The organism is Prevotella sp. AM23-5 (genome assembly GCF_003473645.1).
In the GTDB taxonomy this organism is placed as follows: Bacteria; Bacteroidota; Bacteroidia; order Bacteroidales; family Bacteroidaceae; genus Prevotella; species Prevotella copri_A.
The window spans coordinates 1-2815 of the sequence record NZ_QUCG01000147.1 but is presented as its reverse complement, the minus strand read 5'-3'; the positions used below and the strand labels follow the sequence as shown (position 1 = coordinate 2815).

Genomic DNA, 2815 nt, shown 5'->3' with positions numbered 1-2815 from the left:
CTTTCTTCTGTCATATCTTTATATTTTATTGCCCGAAGGCAGTTAATCACCATATTTATATAATTCTTCACCACTTGAATCATATCCGCAACAGGGACATGCCCACCCGTCAATTACAACGGATTTTTTACATTTAGGGCATAAACCTCTGACTTTATTAAAGGATTCTAAAGCATATTGGCAAGCTTTCAAATACTCTAATTCATCATCATCAGTTTGATTATCAATAAGTGCCTTATATTCATCCTTATCTAAAACTACAACTTCTAATGCCATAACTATACCTCCATTTCGTGATTAATATTCAAACTAAAGAAAAGGTGCTGTAACTGATGAACAAAGCTAATGCAAGCGATGTGACTCAGACCAGCACACACCGTGAACGCACCATCTATATCTACACCTTTAGATAGATATAAAAGAGTTCTTTCTAGTGGAAAGTAATGCCGCCAATCATGATACATTTCTTTCTTCCATCCATTCTTCTCCAAAAATGCGGGCGTAAGAGGGATAGGAACAATATCCTTAACCCAAGCACAGCAATCTCCGAAGAGATAACCTTTGTCTCCAAATTCAACACCTTCAAGATTCTCTAAGCGAACAACACCTTTCATAACCGTTCCATCGTCCAACTTCAAAGTCTTTGATGGGTCTGATGATGTTACTCGGTAAACGACATCCTGTTCTGTACCTAGTGGTGCTCCGTTTGTCATCACCAAATCTCCTGGTATATAACCTAATTTATCCATACGCTTTACTTTTTACGATGATTATACTTCTTAATAGCATCCTTCTTAGAAGCTGCCATAATCTTAACACCCTTGATTGTAAACTCATGCTGTGCCTTTGGCTGACACTTCTGTTTATCAGAAGGAATGTTGCCATTTGGTGTACCAAGTCTAGGGCTTGGAGAACCAAAAGGAAAATCATCACCCATTTGGTATTCCAATTCAGTTTGCATACCAATCATTGACATTAATCCATTCATACGCCTAGTCTTTTATATATTCATTTACTTCACACAGAACCTTTGTTAGCAGGTTCTTTAGAATCTTCAATTCATCATTCGAATATGTATCTATAGGATAACCATCAAGGGTAGTATCGCCAAAGAAGCTACGACTTATCTTTAATGAGTGTTTATTCTTTTTCATTTTCTTTGCCTTTTACAATATTGTACACTTGTTTTAACTCATCTGTTGATAAGCGTTTGAAATCAAAAGAACTGATAGCGTAGATGAGAGTCTTACGAAGATTCTCTTCTTTAACATCTGATATTTCCTTTTCTGTAGGAACAGATATTTTTCTAACATTCCATCTATCACCACCGCATTGCCAGCCCGAATCTCTTCTAAATCTAGCGTTATTAACAACAATTTGAGTCTTTGTTACTTTATCAATTTTGGCGATACATCTGCGATACCTACCTACAACTAGCACATCATCACCAGCCACCAAATCTTTAAGTTCTTTCATTGCTCACCTCCTTTCGTAATCAAGTCTAACAGTTCATCTACGAATACCCAATCAGTAAAAGTATATATTCTAACTCTAATTTCCCACATTTCTTGATATGTATCACAAGCAGTTTCATTTAACATAGCGTTCATATCGTAGAGCTTAATATTACTATTAACTTTTGAGAATGCGAGAATCTTACCATTGTCATTTCTAGGAACTTCGCTAGCAGGATGAGACAAGTCCTTCAGAAGCTCATTGATAGCCCACTTAGCACCAGTCTTGAAGCCTTCTTCAGAAGCATTAATTACTGTAAAATCACATATACCTTTTAAATAATTTGTAGATTTCACAGCAGCAGTTCTTATTTTCTTATCGTCTATCATAACCATCCAATTAATTTACACATTATTAAATAAATATTATAAGCACAGCGGTCAGACGGATGATTATTACAGAAATCCCCTAAATCACTCGTCCAATTTAAGATCCATTTGGCGTGTAGTAACAACCACAAATCTCTTTTCATCCTTTCCATTCATCAGTTGTACCTAACAAATGCTCATTTCCCTCGTAAGGAATGCACTGCTTAAAAGCAAAATCTGTCATACTACGGCGGTTCATTATATGATATGGATTATTCCAAGTACTATCAAACTTCTCAAAGAACCCTGGGAACCATTCTTCTGTATCTGTATTTCTAACAAGTACCTTATCGAAAGGCTTGAACTCGCACTTCTTTGGCAAGTCCTCCAAAGTCTTTGTCTCTGCATTCCAAGCCTTATTTTCCTTAGCTAGAGCCTCAAAGAGAATTATTTGTTGAGTCTCTGTAATAGGCTGTATGTGCTTATCTTCAAATGATAACCAGTCATCTGTTTTCAAGGTGCTCATATCATTTAACGCATAGTATTCCAGCTTCTTAGATGAATTGTCTATGCTTTTGACTATACCACAAGCAAGATACCCCATGCCCGAGATACAAACAATATCCCCATCCTTGAACTCTGGTTGATTATTCTCAATCTCCAAAGTGGTGAGGTTTAGCTTACCACCATTATCCTCCTCAATATCGCGGATATATTGCCTGATGCACGCCTCATTTGTAATCTTGCACCAATCCTCTACTTCGAAGGTAGTACCTCTACTCTTAGGGGTTACAAACTTTGCATCAAATCTAGTATAATCGTCATTTGCCCACTTATCGAAGATGCATGATGCGCCAAAAGCACCAGCTAGCACATCGCCTTTCTTCCAAGCAAACTTCTCCCAATCACGCATTGATTTGCTAGGGTAGATACACAAAACTCCTTCCTTGCATAATTTACCGTCTTTATCGAACCATGGTTCTTTATTATGA

At 37.1% G+C, this 2815-nt stretch carries 6 protein-coding genes; all 6 read right to left on the bottom strand.

Translation table 11 applies throughout. The features are described 5' to 3' along the window. Positions 1 to 42: 42 nt before the first annotated feature. The gene (locus DW657_RS17100; protein WP_118313548.1) at positions 43 to 276 is read right to left on the bottom strand and encodes a hypothetical protein; all 234 of its coding nucleotides are present in this window, start codon (positions 274 to 276) and stop codon (positions 43 to 45) included. Between the two features lie 2 nt (positions 277 to 278). Then, positions 279 to 749 (bottom strand): hypothetical protein, encoded by a 471-nt coding sequence (locus DW657_RS17095; protein ID WP_118313547.1) that lies wholly within the window; start codon positions 747 to 749, stop codon positions 279 to 281. Positions 750 to 754: 5 nt separating this feature from the next. Next, positions 755 to 988 carry a hypothetical protein gene (locus DW657_RS17090; RefSeq protein WP_147381997.1) on the bottom strand — a complete coding sequence of 78 codons (234 nt, stop codon included), beginning with the start codon at positions 986 to 988 and terminating at the stop codon, positions 755 to 757. Between the two features lie 152 nt (positions 989 to 1140). Further along, positions 1141 to 1476 carry a hypothetical protein gene (locus DW657_RS17085; protein ID WP_118313545.1) on the bottom strand — a complete coding sequence of 112 codons (336 nt, stop codon included), beginning with the start codon at positions 1474 to 1476 and terminating at the stop codon, positions 1141 to 1143. Next, positions 1473 to 1844, bottom strand: a complete 372-nt coding sequence (locus DW657_RS17080; protein WP_147381996.1) for a hypothetical protein — start codon at positions 1842 to 1844, stop codon at positions 1473 to 1475. Before DW657_RS17080 ends, DW657_RS17085 begins: the two co-directional genes overlap by 4 nt. A gap of 139 nt (positions 1845 to 1983) precedes the next feature. Continuing rightward, positions 1984 to 2815: hypothetical protein (locus DW657_RS17075; RefSeq protein WP_233547210.1), on the bottom strand; the 832-nt coding region annotated here is incomplete at its 5' end.

Coding starts and splice junctions, on each gene's coding strand:
- DW657_RS17100 (WP_118313548.1), bottom strand. CDS start 276: ATGGCATTAGAAGTTGTAGTTTTAGATAAGGATGAATATAAGGCACTT.
- DW657_RS17095 (WP_118313547.1), bottom strand. CDS start 749: ATGGATAAATTAGGTTATATACCAGGAGATTTGGTGATGACAAACGGA.
- DW657_RS17090 (WP_147381997.1), bottom strand. CDS start 988: ATGAATGGATTAATGTCAATGATTGGTATGCAAACTGAATTGGAATAC.
- DW657_RS17085 (WP_118313545.1), bottom strand. CDS start 1,476: ATGAAAGAACTTAAAGATTTGGTGGCTGGTGATGATGTGCTAGTTGTA.
- DW657_RS17080 (WP_147381996.1), bottom strand. CDS start 1,844: ATGATAGACGATAAGAAAATAAGAACTGCTGCTGTGAAATCTACAAAT.